Below are 13,865 nucleotides of genomic sequence, written 5' to 3' on the forward strand. Positions count from 1 at the left end.
GGGCCGTCGTCCACACGCGGGGGCGGTGTCCACAGATGCCGCGGCGACCTGGTGGGTTGCCAGCGGGTGTGACAGTGGTGGGGTGACGTCGGCCGCCGCACCGCTGCCCCGGGACCTCCCGGGCGACGAGCTGCTCGACGCGCTGCTGGCCGGCACCCCGGAGGAGGACTCCCCGGTCACCCACGTGCACCGGCTCCCGGTCCGGCAGGCCGCGCACGGCAGCTGGCCGGCGTGGACGCCCCCGGAGCTGCGGGACCGCCTGGTCTCCCGCGGTGTCCGCGAGCCCTGGGCGCACCAGGTGGCCGCCGCCGAGCTGGCGCACGCCGGTCAGCACGTGGTCGTGGCGACCGGGACCGCGTCGGGGAAGTCGCTGGCCTACCAGCTGCCGGCGCTGGCCGCGCTCGCCGCCGACCCGCGGGCGTGCGTGCTGTACCTGGCGCCCACCAAGGCGCTGGCCCGGGACCAGCTGGCCGCGGTGTCCGGGCTGGCCCCGGCCGACGTCCGGCCGGCGGCCTACGACGGCGACACCCCGCAGGAGGACCGGGAGTGGGTGCGCCGGCACGCGCGGTGGATCGTCACCAACCCGGACATGGTGCACCGCGGCATCCTCCCGGCGCACCAGCGCTGGTCCTCCACGCTGCGGCGGGTGGCCTACGTCGTCGTCGACGAGTGCCACGCCTACCGCGGCGTCTTCGGGTCCCACGTCGGGCACGTGCTGCGCCGGCTGCGCCGGGTGTGCCGCCGCTACGGGGCCGACCCGGTGTTCCTGCTCGCCTCGGCCACCGTCGCCGACCCCGCGACGGCGGCGTCCCGGCTGGTCGGCGCGCCGGTCGCGGCGGTGACCGACGACGGCTCGCCCCGCCCCGGGGCCACCTTCGCGCTGTGGGAGCCGCCGCTGACCGAGCGCACCGGTGAGCACGGCGCCCCGCTGCGCCGCTCGGCGGCCGCCGACGCCGCGGGGCTGCTCGCCGACCTGGTGCAGCAGGGCGCCCGGACGCTGGCCTTCGTCCGCTCACGGCGGTCGGCGGAGTCGGTGGCCGACCAGGCCCGCCGCATCCTGGCCGACCGCGGCCGCGCGGACCTGTCCCGCCGGGTGGAGTCCTACCGCGGCGGCTACCTGCCCGAGGAGCGGCGCGAGCTCGAGCGCGCGCTGTCGGCCGGCGACCTGCTGGGCGTGGCGACGACCAACGCGCTCGAGCTGGGCATCGACATCGCCGGGCTGGACGCCGTCGTGCTCGCCGGCTACCCCGGCACGCTCGCCTCCCTCTGGCAGCAGGCCGGCCGCGCCGGCCGGGCGCAGCGGGAGTCGCTGGTGGTGTTCGTCGCCCGCGACGACCCGCTGGACCACTACCTGGCCCACCACCCGCAGGCGGTCTTCGGCCGGTCGGTGGAGGCCACCGTCACCGACCCCACCAACCCCTACGTGCTCGGGCCCCAGCTGTGCTGCGCGGCCGCCGAGCTGCCGCTGACCGAGGACGAGCTGGAGGTGTTCGGCGGCGAGCCGGCCCGCGAGGCGCTGGGCCGGCTGGTCGCCGAGGGGCAGCTGCGCCGCCGGCCGACCGGCTGGTACTGGGCCGGCCGCGGCCGCCCGGACGTGGACATCCGCGGCTCGGGCGCGGAGCCGGTGTCGATCGTCGAGGGCGCGACCGGCCGGCTGCTGGGCACCGTGGACGGCGGCGCCGCGCACTCGGCGGTGCACGCCGGGGCGCTGTACGTGCACCGCGGGGAGACCTACGTCGTCGACGAGCTCGACGTCGAGGACGCCTGCGCCGCGGTGCACGCCGAGAGCCCCGAGTGGACGACGGTCGCCCGCGACGTCACCGACCTGTCGATCGTGGACGTGGACACCACCCGCCGGCTGGGCACGGTCACCGCGCACACCGGCGCCGTCGACGTGACCAACCAGGTGGTGGCCTACCAGCGCCGGCGGATCGGCACCGGTGAGGTGCTCGCGGAGTTCCCGCTGGACCTGCCCGCGCGGCAGCTGCGCACCCGGGCCGTCTGGCTGACCCTCGACGAGCGCGCGCTGCAGCGCGCCGAGCTCTCGGACAAGGAGCTGCCGGGCTCGCTGCACGCCGCCGAGCACGCCGCGATCGGCATCCTGCCGCTGCTGGCGACGTGCGACCGGTGGGACCTCGGCGGGGTCTCCACGGCGCTGCACCCGGACACCGGCCAGGCGACGATCGTGGTCTACGACGGCCACCCGGGCGGGGCCGGGTTCGCCGAGCGCGGGCACGCCGTGCTGCGCCGCTGGCTGACCGCCACCCGGGCCACGGTGGCCAGCTGCGAGTGCGAGTCGGGCTGTCCGTCGTGCGTGCAGTCGCCCAAGTGCGGCAACGGCAACGACCCCCTGGACAAGGCCGGCGCGGTGCGGGTGCTCGACGTGGTGCTCGACGAGCTGGCCGCCGCCGGTGACGTGCCGACCGCCGACGAGGACGCCGACGACGACGCCGACCAGGCACCCGCCGACCCGCTGGGGCCCGGCGGCCCGTTCGCGCAGGCCCGGGCGGGGACCTCGGCTGCGCACTCCCGCGCGCTGCGCCGTCGCGCCCAGCTCGGCGCCGCACCGCCGGCGCGGGCCGTGCGCCGCCGGCGGCCCGAGCCCAGCGAGGCCGACCCGCCCCCGGCCGAGGACGACCCGTTCGCCGCGACCCCCGAGGACGACATCGTCTTCTGACGCCGGGCGCCGTCGTCCGGGGCCGGTCACGGGTCGGCGTCCCAGGGCACCGGCCCGGCCCGCGCCCGGCCGCCGGCGGCGAGCAGCCCCAGCGGTCCGAGCCGGACCGGCACCGACACCTCGACGGCGACCACGGCACCCGGACCCACCGAGCAGCCGACCAGCTCGGCGCCGTTCTCGGCGGCCACCGCGGTGCCCGCAGCGCACGGACCGGGGTCACCGCGCACCGCCCGCGCGGCCACCGCGAGGGCGGCGAGGTCGGCCGCCGAGCCCGCCCGGTGCCGGGCCACCACCGCAGCCCCCACCAGCACGGCCGCGGCACCCACGAGGGCCAGCACCGCGGCCAGCGCCGTGGTCCACACCGTGGCCGAGCCGCGTTCGCCGGTCACCCGGCACCGGGCTCGACCAGGGCCGTAGCGGTCGCCGAGACGGTGAGCGCCAGCGGCAGCGGGCCCAGCGGCTGCACGCGGGCGGACACCGTCACCCGCACCCGGTCACCGGCGGTGGCCGTGCGCACGGCTGCCCCGTCGGGGCCGGCCCGTCCGGCGAGGTCGGTGACCACCGCGGCGGCCTCGCCGCGGGCGGCGGCCCGCGCGCCCTCCCGTGCGGCGTCGACGCAGCGCAGCTGGGCACCCACCAGCACCACCGCCGCCACCGCCCCGGCCAGCACGACGAGCAGGACCGGCAGGACGACCGCGGTCTCGGCGGTGACCATGCCCCCCTCGGGGCGCCGACCGACCCGGGCGCGCGCCACCGTCAGGCCAGCGTGGCCAGCGCCCGGGACACCAGGGCACCGAGCCCGGCGACCACGGAGTCGCCGGTGACCACCTGGTAGAGCACCGCGGCGAACGCGCACGCCGCCACCGTGCCGACCGCGTACTCCGCGGTGCTCATCCCGTCCTCGGGGTCCGCCGTCACCCGCCGCACCCACCGCCAGTCCCTCATCCCGCACCTCCTCCTCGGCCCGTCCGTCGGGCCCTGCGGGGAGCCTGCGGCGCCGAGGGGCCCGCGGGGCGGGGCCGACCCGATCTGTGGACGGCCCTCCCCGGTGTGGACGACGGCGGGCAGCTCCGCGGCGGGTGTGCTTCACCCGAGCACGTCGGCGGCGACGCCGAGCACCAGCGGCACCACGCCCAGGCAGAGGAACGCGGGCAGGAAGCAGGCGCCCAGCGGGGCCAGCACGGCCACCCCGGCCCGCTGCACCGCCGCCGCGGTGGCCGCGCGCTGCGCCGCGCGCCGGTCGACGGCCAGGGCCTGCAGCGCGGGCACCACCGACGACCCGCTCTCCCCCGCCCGCGCGACCACCCGGGCCAGCGGCGCGACGTCGACGGGGACACCGGCCCAGGCCCGGCGCGGGTCCGCACCCAGCCGCACCCGGGCGGCGACCTCGGCCAGCACCGCACCCAGGGGACCGCCCAGGGCGTCGCCGACCGACCCGAGGGCCCCGCCGACCGGGGTGCCGGCGGCCAGGCAGACCGCGAGCAGGTCGCAGGCCACCGGCAGGTCCGCCCGCAGCTGCCCGCCCGGGTCCGGGGCGGCGCCCGCCCGACGGGCCCACCGCTCGACCCCGACGACCACCCCGGCGGCCAGCAGGAGGGTGCCCGGCCCGGCCCCGCCGACGGCGACGACGGCGACGCCCGCCACCCCGGCGAGCACCCACCGGCGCACCGGACCCGCCTGCTGCGGGAGCGGCCGGTCGACCGGTGCCGCAGGTGGCTGCAGGCGGGCGGCGGCCCCGGGCGCCCGCGGCCAGGTGAGCAGCGCGGCCACCAGCAGCCCGGCGGCGGGGAGCGCACCGTTCACCGGGTGGCCGCCCGCTCGGTGAGCCGGCGGGTCCACGCCAGGCCGGCCGCCTCGAGCCCGCAGCCGGCCACCAGCAGCGCCGTGCCGACCGGGGTGGTGGTCAGGACCGTCCAGGGGTCGGCACCGATGCCGGCGCCCATGAGCAGGCCGATCACCGGGAGCCCGGCGAGCACCCGGCCCGACGCCCGCGGGCCGGCCAGCGCGACGGCGAGCTCCTCACGGGTCCGGGCCCGCGCGCGCAGGTCGTCCTCGGCGGCACCGACCGCGGCGGCCAGGGAGCACCCGGTGCGCACGCTCACCGCCCGCGCCGTGGCGATGCGGTCCAGGCACGCCCGCGCGGGGGCGGGCGTGCCCGGGGGCGCCGACCCGCCGAGCAGGACCGGGCGCAGGGCCCCGGCCGCGCGCGGGTGGGGGCAGCCACCGACGGCCGTGGTGGCCGCGTCGCCGAGGGGGCGGCCGGCCCGCAGCTCGGCGGCCAGCACCCCCAGCGCCTCGGCGAGCGCGGCCTCCTGGGCCCGGGCGTCGCGCTCGTCCGCCCGGCGCCGGCGGGCCCGCAGGACGCCGTGCACCGCGGCCGCCGCCAGCCCGGCCACCACCGGGGTGGAGAGCACCGCCCCCACGGCGGCGGTGAGCGCGACGAGGACCGCCGGCGACGGGGCCAGCACCCTCCCGGGGCGGCGCGGGTGCAGCCGGCTCACCCCACCGGGCCGACCCGGCCACAGCAGCGCCGCCGCGGCCAGCAGCAGGAGGACGGCGGTCACGGCGGGCCCAGCAGCTCGGCCAGCTCCGCGGCCGCGGGGGTCGGCCCGCCGTCGGCGCGCCACCCGGCGGCCACCTCGACCAGGTCACCGGTGCGGCGGACCACGCCGAGCTCGACCACCTGGCGGCCGACGGCACCCCGGCGCAGGTGGACCACCACCGACAGCGCGGCGGCGGCCTGGCTGTGCACCGCGGCCCGGCCCAGCCCGGCGGCGGTGCCCAGGGCCTCGAGCCGGGCGGGGACGTCGGCGGCCCGGTTGACGTGCAGCGTGCCGCACCCGCCGTCGTGGCCGGTGTTGAGCGCGGCCAGCAGGTCGACCACCTCCGCGCCGCGGACCTCGCCCACCACCAGCCGGTCGGGCCGCATCCGCAGCGCCTGGCGCACCAGGTCGCGCAGGCCGACCGCACCGCTGCCCTCGACGTTGGGCGGCCGGGTGAGCAGCCGGACCACGTGCGGGTGGGCGGGGTCGAGCTCGGCGGCGTCCTCGCACAGCAGCAGCCGCTCCCCCGGGTCGGCCAGACCGAGCAATGCCGACAGCAGGGTGGTCTTGCCGGTCCCGGTGCCGCCGGTGACCAGGAACGCCGCGCGGCGGCGGACCAGTGCGGCCAGCAGATCCCCCGACCGGCCCGGCAGCGCCCCGGCGGCGGCGAGCTCGGGCAGGCCGAGCCGGGCGCGGCGCAGCACCCGCAGCGAGAGGCAGGTGCCCGAGCCCGAGACCGGCGGGAGCACCGCGTGCAGCCGGGTGCCGTCGGGCAGGCCGACGTCCACCCACGGTGCCGCGTCGTCCAGCCGCCGCCCGGCCGACGCGGCCAGCCGGACGGCGAGCCGCCGCACTGCCTCGTCGTCGGCGAAGGCGACGTCGGCGCGCTCCAGGCCGGCGCCCCGGTCGACCCACACCGCGCCCGGGCCGACGACCAGCACGTCGGTGGTCCCCGGCCGGCGCAGCAGGGGCTCCAGCACCCCGGCCCCGGAGAACTCGTCGACCGCGGCGCGCACCGCGGTCAGCACGTCGTCGTCGCCCAGCAGGCCCCCGGACTCCTGCCGGACCAGCGCCGCCACCTCGGCCTGGCTGGGCAGCCCGGGCACGGCGCCGGCCAGCCGGTGCCGCACCCGCTCGACCAGCGGCTCAGCCACCGGTGACCGCCCGCTGCAGCCGTGGCAGCAGCCGGCGCCCCACTTGCCCCAGCGGGGTGCGCGCGCCGGTCTGCGGCGGCTCGCCGCGCTCGCCGCGCGGCAGGGCGGAGCGGTCGTGCACCAGCTCGGCGACGACCGGGCGGTCCAGCGCGGCGCCGACCTCGGCAGCCCCCAGCCCGCCGGGCGCGGTGCGGACCACGAGCACCGCGCGGGCCCACACCGGGTCGGCGAGCAGCGCCGCGGCCGCGGCCAGCGCGCGCACCCGGCCGGGCACGACCAGGACGACCAGGTCGGCCTCGGCCAGCACGGGCTCGACCAGCGCCGGGTCGGCCCGCACCGGCAGGTCGACGACGACGGGGTGGCCCCCGGCCCGGGCGGCGGCGACCACCGCGGCCAGCGCCGCGGCGGGCACCGGCGCGGGTGCCTCGCGGGAGGGGGCCAGCACGTGCACGCCGTGGGCCCGGGGCAGCGCGGCCACCACCGGTGCACCGTCGACCCGGCCGCGCAGACCGGCCAGGTCGGGCCAGCGCAGGCCGTCCTCCCACTCCGCGCCCAGCACCAGGTCCAGACCGCCGGCGTGGCCGTCGGCGTCGACCAGCACGGTCGCGCGCTCCCCGCGCAGCGACAGCGCGAGCGCGGTGGCCAGGGTGCTGGCCCCGGCGCCGCCGCAGGCACCGGCGACCACGGTGAGGGTGCCGGTCTCGACGGGGTCGGTGACCGCGCGGACCGCTCGCTCCACCAGCCAGCCCTCGTCCTGCGGCAGCCGGACGACCCGCTCGGCGCCCAGCGCCAGGGCGGCGTCGAACGCCGCGGGGCCGAGCTCGCCGTGCGCGGCCACCACCACCCCGGGCCGGCGGGGCAGCGCGAGCACCGCGGGCGCGGCGAGGGCGTCGGCGCCGACGAGCACCAGCGGCGCGGCCCGGTGCGCGCGGCGCAGGGCGGCTCCGCCGTGGGTGAGCTCGGCGGTGGTGCCGGCCGCGGCGAGCAGGTGCAGCAGGTCGTCGACCAGGCCGGCGTCGGAGCTGATCACGAGGGGATGGGGAGTGGCGTCCACACCGGGCAGTGAGCACCCGCGATGGCCTCCGCGGTGGCCGCGCGACGGATCTGTGGACAACCCGTCCGGGTGTGGACGACGGCGAGCCGCCCGTCGGCCCCCCGTGCTGCCCTTAGCCTCGTGCCCCATGGACCGCGTCGAGCCCCGCAGTGCGGTGTTCTTCGACCTGGACAAGACCGTGATCGCCAAGTCCAGCACCCTGGCCTTCGGCGGACCCTTCTACCGGGGCGGGCTGATCAACCGCCGGGCGGTGCTCAAGGGCGCCTACGCCCAGTTCGTGTTCTCCCTCGCCGGCGCCGACGCGGTGCAGATGGAGCGCATGCGCGCCCAGATCACCGCGATGTGCACCGGGTGGAGCACCGAGACGGTGCACGACATCGTCCGGGAGACGCTGCACACGATCGTCGACCCGCTGGTGTACGCCGAGGCGGTGGACCTCATCGAGGCGCACCGGTCGGCCGGCCGCGAGGTGGTGATCGTCTCCAGCAGCGGCGCGGAGATGGTGGAGCCGATCGGCGAGATGCTCGGGGTGGACCGGGTGGTCGCGACCCGCATGGTGGTGGCCGAGGGCCGCTACACCGGGGAGATCGAGTTCTACGCCTACGGCGAGGGCAAGGCCGAGGCGATGCGCGCGGTCGCCGCGGAGCGGGGCTACGACCTGGCCGACTGCCACGCCTACTCCGACTCGATCACCGACCTGCCCATGCTCGAGGCCGTCGGCCACCCCACGGCGGTCAACCCCGACCGCGCCCTGCGCCGGGCGGCCACCGAGCGCGGCTGGCCGGTGCTGGTGTTCTCCCGGCCGGTGGCGCTGTCGGCCCGCACCGGGCAGCGGACGCCGGTGGTCACCGGCGCCGCCGTCGGGGTGGGTGCCGCGGTGGTCGGGCTGGCCTGGTTCGCCCGTCGGCGGGCGCTGCGCACCGGATGACCGCGCCCGGCGGGCCACCGGTCCGGCACCGTGACCTGCTCGCCCCGCTGTGGCGGGTGGTGGTCGCGTTCCGGCTGGTGACCTGGGTGGTCGCCGTCCTCGGCTGGTTCCGGGAGCGCGGGGACTACCCCGGGATCGCCGCACCGCTGGCGGTGCTGGGCGCCATGGCGGTGTGGACCGGCGTGGTCACGGTGCTCTACAGCCGCGCGTCGGGCCGGCGGGTGCGCACCACCCTGCTCGACCTCGGCGTCACGGTCCTGCTGCTGGCCGCCACGGTGACCACCCAGCCGGCCGGGGCGCTCGGGCAGGGCGCCCCGATCGTCACCTCCATCTGGGTCGCCGGCCCGGCGCTGGCGATGGCGCTGGTGCGCGGGCGGCTCGGCGGCCTGGCCGGGGCACTGGTGGTCTGGGCGGCGGTGACGACCCTGCGCGGGTACGTCGGCGACCGCGAGGTGTTCAACCTGACCCTGCTGGTGCTGGTCTCGGTCCTGCTGGGGCACGCCGCGACCATCACCGGGCAGGCCGAGACGGCCCTGCGCGAGGCCGCCGCCGCGCAGGCCGCCGCCGCCGAGCGGGAGCGGCTGGGCCGGGCGGTGCACGACGGCGTGCTGCAGGTGCTGGTCGCGGTCCGCCGGCGGGCCCGCTCCTCCGCCGAGCTGGCCGACCTGGGCCGGCTGGCCGCCGAGCAGGAGGTCGCGCTGCGCGGCCTGCTGACCACCGGGGCGCCGGTCGCCGTCGGCACCACCGACCTGGGCACGGCCCTCCGGCTGCTGGCCACCCCCGACGTCGAGGTCAGCGGCCCGGCCGAACCCGTCGAGGTGCCCGCGCACACCGGCGGCGAGCTGGTGGCCGCGGTCCGCGAGGCGCTGGCCAACACCGCCGGGCACGCACCCGGTGCGCGGGCCTGGGTGTCGCTGGAGCCCGCCGACGACGAGGTGGTCGTGGTGGTCCGTGACGACGGCCCCGGCATCCCCGAGGGCCGGCTGCCGGCCGCCGAGCAGGAGGGCCACCACGGCGTGCGGTCCTCCATCTGCGGCAGGCTGGCCGACCTGGGCGGGTCCGCCGTCCTGCGCACCGGGCCCGGGCAGGGCACCGAGTGGGAGCTGACCGTGCCGAGGGAGGGCGAGCGGTGACGACGGTGATGGTGGTCGACGACCACCCGATGTGGCGGGGGGCCGTGGAGCGCGACCTCGCCGCCCGGGGCTTCGACGTGGTGGCCACCGCCGGCGACGCCGGGGCCGCGGTCCGGCGTGCCCAGGCCGTGCGGCCCGACGTGGTGGTGATGGACCTGCAGCTCGGCGAGGGGTCCGGGGTCGACGCCACCCGCGACGTGGTGGCCGCGTTGCCGGCCACCCGGGTGCTGGTGCTGTCGGCCAGCGCGGAGCAGTCCGACGTGCTGGAGGCGGTCAAGGCCGGGGCGTCGGGCTACCTGGTGAAGTCCGCGTCCGCCGACGAGCTGGCCGACGCGGTCACCCGCACGGCCGCCGGGGACGCGGTGTTCTCCGCGGGCCTGGCCGGGCTGCTGCTCGGGGAGTACCGGCGGCTGCAGGCCGGCCCGGACGACGGCGCCCCCCGGCTGACCGAGCGCGAGACCGAGGTGCTCAAGCTGGTCAGCCGGGGTCTGTCGGCCCGGGCGATCGCCGAGCGGCTGGTGCTCAGCCACCGCACGGTGGAGAACCACGTGCAGAACACCCTGCGCAAACTGCAGCTGCACAACCGGGTCGAGCTCACCCGCTACGCCATCGAGCACGGCCTGGCCGACCCCGGTGATGCATGACAATGCGGCCCAGTGCATAATCTCTTGTCGTGTCCAAGGTACTGACGTCCCTCCCCGTCGGCGAACGCGTCGGCATCGCCTTCTCCGGTGGTCTCGACACCTCCGTGGCGGTCGCCTGGATGCGCGACAAGGGCGCGGTCCCCTGCACCTACACCGCCGACATCGGCCAGTACGACGAGACCGACATCGGCTCGATCCCCGGCCGGGCGGTCCAGTACGGCGCCGAGATCTCCCGGCTGGTCGACTGCCGGGCGGCGCTGGTGGAGGAGGGCCTGGCGGCCCTGACCTGCGGCGCCTTCCACATCCGCTCCGGTGGGCGCGCCTACTTCAACACCACGCCCCTGGGCCGCGCGGTCACCGGCACGCTGCTGGTCCGGGCGATGCTCGAGGACGGCGTGCAGATCTGGGGCGACGGCTCGACGTTCAAGGGCAACGACATCGAGCGGTTCTACCGCTACGGCCTGATGGCCAACCCGTCGTTGCGGATCTACAAGCCGTGGCTGGACGCCGACTTCGTCACCGAGCTCGGCGGCCGCAAGGAGATGAGCGAGTGGCTCGTCGAGCACGGCCTGCCCTACCGGGACTCCACGGAGAAGGCCTACTCGACCGACGCCAACATCTGGGGCGCCACCCACGAGGCCAAGTCGCTGGAGCACCTGGACACCGGGATCGAGATCGTGCAGCCGATCATGGGCGTGCGGTTCTGGGACCCCGAGGTCGAGATCGCCCCCGAGGACGTGACGATCGGCTTCGAGCAGGGCCGGCCGGTGAGCATCGACGGGCAGCGCTTCGACACCGACGTGGACCTGGTCCTGGCGGCCAACGCGATCGGCGGCCGGCACGGCCTGGGCATGAGCGACCAGATCGAGAACCGCATCATCGAGGCCAAGAGCCGCGGGATCTACGAGGCCCCGGGCATGGCGCTGCTGCACATCGCCTACGAGCGGCTGGTCAACGCCATCCACAACGAGGACACCCTCGAGACCTACCACCGCGAGGGACGGCGGCTGGGCCGGCTCATGTACGAGGGCCGCTGGCTGGACCCGCAGGGCCTGATGCTGCGCGAGTCCCTGCAGCGCTGGGTGGGCGCGGCGATCACCGGCCAGGTCACGCTGCGGCTCCGGCGTGGCGAGGACTGGACGATCATGGACACCCAGGGCCCGGCCTTCAGCTACCACCCGGACAAGCTGTCGATGGAGCGCACGACCGACTCCGCCTTCGGCCCGGTCGACCGGATCGGTCAGCTGACCATGCGCAACCTCGACATCGCCGACTCCCGCGCCAAGCTCGAGCAGTACGCCGCCATCGGCATGCTGGGCTCGCACGCCGACCTGGTCGGCTCGCTGGAGGCCGGCGGCGCCGACGCCATCGCCTCGCGTGGCCAGGCCAGCCGCGAGGACGAGCTGCTCGACCGCGCCGCCATGGAGGTCGGCACCGACTGATGGCCCGCCGATGAGCTGGTGGCAGGTGCTGCTCGGCGTCCTCGCCGGGCTGGCGCTGGTCTACGCCGTCCTGCTCGGGCTGCTGTGGGCCTACGCGCGGCGGCACCCGGAGACGGTGCCGACCCGGGAGGCGTGGCGGCTGCTGCCCGACGTCGTCCGGCTGGTGAAGCGGCTGGCCGGGGACGGGTCGCTGCCCCGCGGCGTCCGGGTCCGGCTGGTCCTGCTGCTGGTCTACCTGGCCTCGCCGGTCGACCTGGTGCCCGACGTGCTGCCGGTCATCGGGTACGCCGACGACGCCGTGGTGGTCGCGCTGGTGCTGCGGTCGGTGGTGCGGGCGGCCGGGCCCGACGCGCTGGCCCGGCACTGGCCGGGCAGCCCCGCCGGCCTGCAGCTGGTCCGGCGGCTGGCCGGGCTCAGCGGCGCAGGGCCTGCTTGACGCGGTCCAGCACCGGGGCCGCCCGCTGCAGCAGCGGCCCGGCCTCCTCCTTGGCCCGCTCGGCGAGCGTGCTCACCGCCGACTGCGGGTCGAAGGCCAGCGCCGCGGCGGTCAGGGCGGTGACCTCGTCGGCGGCCAGGTCGAGGTCGGCCGCGGCCGCGTTGAACTCCAGCTGCTCCACGCTGGAGGCCCCGGGGATGGCCACCGTGCGCGGCTGGGCCAGCAACCAGGCCAGCGCGACCTGGGCGGGGGCGACGCCGTGGGCGTCGGCGACCTCGCGCAGCACCGCCAGCAGCGGCTCCACCCGGCGCAGGTTCTCGGTGCCGAAGAGCTTGTTCATCGCCCGCACCCCGCCGGGGCGGTTGTCCACGCCGTACTTCCCGCCCAGCAGGCCCTGCGCCAGCGGGCTGTAGGCGATGACCAGCCGGTCCTCGGCCTGCGCGAAGGGCACCAGGTCGGCCAGCGGCCCGGCCGCGGCGAGGGAGAACTCGACCTGGTTGCTGATCACCGGGCGGCCCAGCGCGGCGTCGGCCTCCCGCCAGCGGTCGAGGGAGTAGTTCGAGACGCCGACGGCGCCGATGCGGCCCTCGTCCAGCAGCGCCCCCATGCCCTTCATCGTCACGGTGTCGGGGACGACGGGGTTGGGCTGGTGCACCTGGTAGAGCGGGATGCGCCGGACGCCGAGCCGCTGGGCGCTGCCCTGCCACGCCTTGCGCACCAGCTTCGGGAACGGCGCGACCGGCAGGACCTTGGAGGCGAGGACGACGTCGTCGCGGGCGTCGGCGAGCGCGGCGCCGAGGATCCGCTCGCTCTTGCCGGGGCCGTAGACCTCCGCGGTGTCGAACAGCGTGATGCCCAGCTCGAGCGCGCGCCGGACGATGGCGGTCGCCCCCGCGCCGGCGTAGTCGTCGCCGTAGCCCCACTCGCGGGAGCCGAACTGCCAGGTGCCCAGACCGATCCGCGAGACCTGGCCCAGACCGTCGACGTCGAGGGAGCGCATCGCCCCAGTCTCAACCGCGCAGCAGGGACTCGCAGATCGCCAGGCCCTCGCGGGCGCCGAGCTCGGTGGCCCGCGCGCAGTGCACCAGCCAGCCAGCAACGCCCTCGGCGGTGCCGCTGCGGTAGCCGGCCAGTGCGTCGGCGTAGGCCGGGGCGCCCAGCTCGGCGAAGCCCACCTCGGGCACCGACACCGCCTTGGGGTCCAACCCCCGGGCGATGCCGGTCAACCGCCCGGCCGCCCGGGCCACGACGCCGCTGCCGGCCGTGAAGGGCTCGACCGCGGCCAGCTCGCCGTGCACCACGGCGGCCACGAGGACGGCGGGCGCCGACGTCGCGCCGGTGACCAGGGCGAACACCCCGCCCAGCCGCGGACCGGCCTGCGCGGAGGGCCGCCCCAGCTCCTCGCGCGGGGCGAGGTCGGCGGCGGCCAGCACGTGCATGCGGGCCAGCACCTGCCCCGGCGCCCGGTCCCAGGTCTCGACCATCGAGCCCAGCGCCACCGACACCCGCAGCGCGCCCTGCAGGGTCGGGTCGGACACGTCGCCGGTGCGCACCTGGGCCAGCGGGACGTCGACGCCCTCCAGCGCCGCGGACGCCCGGGCCCCGCGCAGCGCGGACTCCGAGCTCACCCCGGCGGACTCCCGGCGCAGCACCTTGTGCCCCAGCAGCCGGTCGACGGCGGTGCGGGCGGCCTCGGCGGCGTCCCGCACGCCGGGCAGGTCCAGCAGCGGCGCGAGCGGGTCGGGGCCGGCCGGGCGGCTCCGGGGGGCGCCGCGCCGGGCGCCGAGGGCGGCCGCGCCGGGGCCGTCGGTGGGTGGCCGCATGGGGATGGTCACTCCTCGACCCTAGGCTCCC

At 78.0% G+C, this 13,865-nt stretch carries 15 protein-coding genes; 6 read left to right on the plus strand and 9 right to left on the minus strand.

From position 1 onward, the window contains the following. The first annotated feature begins 82 nt into the window (after positions 1 to 82). Positions 83 to 2,677: a DEAD/DEAH box helicase gene (locus tag BLT39_RS02105; protein WP_242658091.1), complete on the plus strand. Its 2,595-nt coding sequence runs from the start codon at positions 83 to 85 to the stop codon at positions 2,675 to 2,677. Between the two features lie 26 nt (positions 2,678 to 2,703). Here BLT39_RS02105 and BLT39_RS02110 read toward each other — a convergent pair whose 3' ends face one another. The 7 genes from BLT39_RS02110 to ssd all read right to left on the minus strand — a co-directional run bounded on the left by BLT39_RS02110 (position 2,704) and on the right by ssd (position 7,404). After that, positions 2,704 to 3,066 (minus strand): Rv3654c family TadE-like protein, encoded by a 363-nt coding sequence (locus BLT39_RS02110; protein ID WP_091057812.1) that lies wholly within the window; start codon positions 3,064 to 3,066, stop codon positions 2,704 to 2,706. Next, positions 3,063 to 3,392 (minus strand): TadE family type IV pilus minor pilin, encoded by a 330-nt coding sequence (locus BLT39_RS02115; RefSeq protein WP_091059264.1) that lies wholly within the window; start codon positions 3,390 to 3,392, stop codon positions 3,063 to 3,065. Before BLT39_RS02115 ends, BLT39_RS02110 begins: the two co-directional genes overlap by 4 nt. A gap of 41 nt (positions 3,393 to 3,433) precedes the next feature. Continuing rightward, positions 3,434 to 3,622: a DUF4244 domain-containing protein gene (locus BLT39_RS02120; RefSeq protein ID WP_091057816.1), complete on the minus strand. Its 189-nt coding sequence runs from the start codon at positions 3,620 to 3,622 to the stop codon at positions 3,434 to 3,436. Positions 3,623 to 3,763: 141 nt separating this feature from the next. Next, on the minus strand, positions 3,764 to 4,480 hold the full coding sequence (locus BLT39_RS02125) for a type II secretion system F family protein (RefSeq protein ID WP_091057819.1): 717 nt from the start codon (positions 4,478 to 4,480) through the stop codon (positions 3,764 to 3,766). Then, positions 4,477 to 5,241 carry a type II secretion system F family protein gene (locus tag BLT39_RS02130; RefSeq protein ID WP_091057821.1) on the minus strand — a complete coding sequence of 255 codons (765 nt, stop codon included), beginning with the start codon at positions 5,239 to 5,241 and terminating at the stop codon, positions 4,477 to 4,479. Before BLT39_RS02130 ends, BLT39_RS02125 begins: the two co-directional genes overlap by 4 nt. Further along, positions 5,238 to 6,374 carry a TadA family conjugal transfer-associated ATPase gene (locus tag BLT39_RS02135; RefSeq protein ID WP_091057824.1) on the minus strand — a complete coding sequence of 379 codons (1,137 nt, stop codon included), beginning with the start codon at positions 6,372 to 6,374 and terminating at the stop codon, positions 5,238 to 5,240. Before BLT39_RS02135 ends, BLT39_RS02130 begins: the two co-directional genes overlap by 4 nt. Continuing rightward, the gene (gene ssd, locus BLT39_RS02140; RefSeq protein WP_242658092.1) at positions 6,367 to 7,404 is read right to left on the minus strand and encodes a septum site-determining protein Ssd; all 1,038 of its coding nucleotides are present in this window, start codon (positions 7,402 to 7,404) and stop codon (positions 6,367 to 6,369) included. The genes BLT39_RS02135 and ssd overlap by 8 nt, the downstream gene beginning before the upstream one ends. Positions 7,405 to 7,555: 151 nt before the next feature. On the opposite strand from ssd, the gene BLT39_RS02145 reads away from it, so the two are divergent. From BLT39_RS02145 to BLT39_RS02165, 5 genes are read left to right on the plus strand one after another with little or no spacing between them, the layout of a single operon-like run. Beyond that, positions 7,556 to 8,356: an HAD family hydrolase gene (locus BLT39_RS02145; protein ID WP_091057833.1), complete on the plus strand. Its 801-nt coding sequence runs from the start codon at positions 7,556 to 7,558 to the stop codon at positions 8,354 to 8,356. Further along, positions 8,353 to 9,489, plus strand: coding sequence for a MacS family sensor histidine kinase (macS, locus tag BLT39_RS22670; protein ID WP_091057837.1), 1,137 nt, complete (start codon positions 8,353 to 8,355; stop codon positions 9,487 to 9,489). Before BLT39_RS02145 ends, macS begins: the two co-directional genes overlap by 4 nt. Next, complete coding sequence (locus BLT39_RS02155; protein ID WP_242658093.1) at positions 9,486 to 10,133, plus strand: response regulator; 648 nt, start codon at positions 9,486 to 9,488, stop codon at positions 10,131 to 10,133. The genes macS and BLT39_RS02155 overlap by 4 nt, the downstream gene beginning before the upstream one ends. Before the next feature lie 29 nt (positions 10,134 to 10,162). Further along, positions 10,163 to 11,575, plus strand: a complete 1,413-nt coding sequence (gene argG, locus BLT39_RS02160) for an argininosuccinate synthase (RefSeq protein ID WP_091057845.1) — start codon at positions 10,163 to 10,165, stop codon at positions 11,573 to 11,575. 10 nt (positions 11,576 to 11,585) lie between these two features. Further along, a complete protein-coding gene (locus tag BLT39_RS02165) occupies positions 11,586 to 12,011 on the plus strand; it encodes a YkvA family protein (RefSeq protein ID WP_091057849.1) in 426 nt (141 codons plus the stop codon). On the opposite strand, the gene BLT39_RS02170 is transcribed toward BLT39_RS02165, so the two are convergent. Beyond that, positions 11,989 to 13,011 carry an aldo/keto reductase gene (locus BLT39_RS02170; RefSeq protein ID WP_091057853.1) on the minus strand — a complete coding sequence of 341 codons (1,023 nt, stop codon included), beginning with the start codon at positions 13,009 to 13,011 and terminating at the stop codon, positions 11,989 to 11,991. The genes BLT39_RS02165 and BLT39_RS02170 overlap by 23 nt on opposite strands. 10 nt (positions 13,012 to 13,021) lie before the next feature. Then, positions 13,022 to 13,846, minus strand: coding sequence for a Fic family protein (locus tag BLT39_RS02175; protein WP_242658094.1), 825 nt, complete (start codon positions 13,844 to 13,846; stop codon positions 13,022 to 13,024). Between the last annotated feature and the right edge of the window lie 19 nt (positions 13,847 to 13,865).

The organism is Klenkia brasiliensis (assembly GCF_900100695.1).
GTDB lineage: Bacteria > Actinomycetota > Actinomycetes > Mycobacteriales > Geodermatophilaceae > Klenkia > Klenkia brasiliensis.

Bases quoted from the DNA above. Each gene is read 5' to 3' on its own strand.
- macS (WP_091057837.1), top strand. From the start codon at position 8,353: ATGACCGCGCCCGGCGGGCCACCGGTCCGGCACCGTGACCTGCTCGCC.
- BLT39_RS02170 (WP_091057853.1), bottom strand. From the start codon at position 13,011: ATGCGCTCCCTCGACGTCGACGGTCTGGGCCAGGTCTCGCGGATCGGT.
- BLT39_RS02165 (WP_091057849.1), top strand. From the start codon at position 11,586: ATGAGCTGGTGGCAGGTGCTGCTCGGCGTCCTCGCCGGGCTGGCGCTG.
- BLT39_RS02120 (WP_091057816.1), bottom strand. From the start codon at position 3,622: ATGAGGGACTGGCGGTGGGTGCGGCGGGTGACGGCGGACCCCGAGGAC.
- BLT39_RS02115 (WP_091059264.1), bottom strand. From the start codon at position 3,392: ATGGTCACCGCCGAGACCGCGGTCGTCCTGCCGGTCCTGCTCGTCGTG.
- BLT39_RS02145 (WP_091057833.1), top strand. From the start codon at position 7,556: ATGGACCGCGTCGAGCCCCGCAGTGCGGTGTTCTTCGACCTGGACAAG.